Consider the following 502-nt stretch of genomic DNA (forward strand, 5'->3'; position numbering starts at 1 on the left):
GGCTTAGCCCGATGACGTGGTCAAACATGCTGCCTCCTCCCGTGATGAGTCGGTGAGACGTTCTCACGTCTCGTCAGAGCCCAGTGCTGCAGTCAGGACCTTCACGGCGTCAGCGTATTGAAGGCGGTCGAACTGAAACGGGCCGAATCCCGAGTAGTCGCGTGTCTTGCGGTGGGGCTGTTCGAAGGAGTCCCAGGTCACGTGGTCAGGAGTCACAGTGATGCCAGCCATTAGCGGCCAGCATCCCCACTCACCGCATTCACAGCCGAGCACGGGCGTCTTCGACCCCATCGCTCCGATGGATCGTCCATGGAAATGGTCTTCGATGGGGCCGAAGCGGAAGAACTGCGGAATGATACCTCCGTAGGCGTTTCCGGCCGGTTGCATTCCAGCATTCATCTCGAACTGGTCGACCAACTCGGTAAGGGGTGTTCCGTCGATGCACGGGACTACTTCAATCACGCCACGATCAGCGTGACGCTGGCAGTCGAAGAGGATCTCC

The 502-nt window shown here is 59.4% G+C and carries 1 protein-coding gene; it reads right to left on the reverse strand.

The annotated features are described in order from the left end of the window. Positions 1-63: 63 nt before the first annotated feature. A partial coding sequence (locus tag OQ02_RS45365; protein WP_081916285.1) for a hypothetical protein occupies positions 64-502 on the reverse strand: 439 nt, incomplete at its 5' end.

It is taken from the genome of Saccharothrix sp. NRRL B-16314 (assembly GCF_000716595.1).
Taxonomy (GTDB): domain Bacteria; phylum Actinomycetota; class Actinomycetes; order Mycobacteriales; family Pseudonocardiaceae; genus Actinosynnema.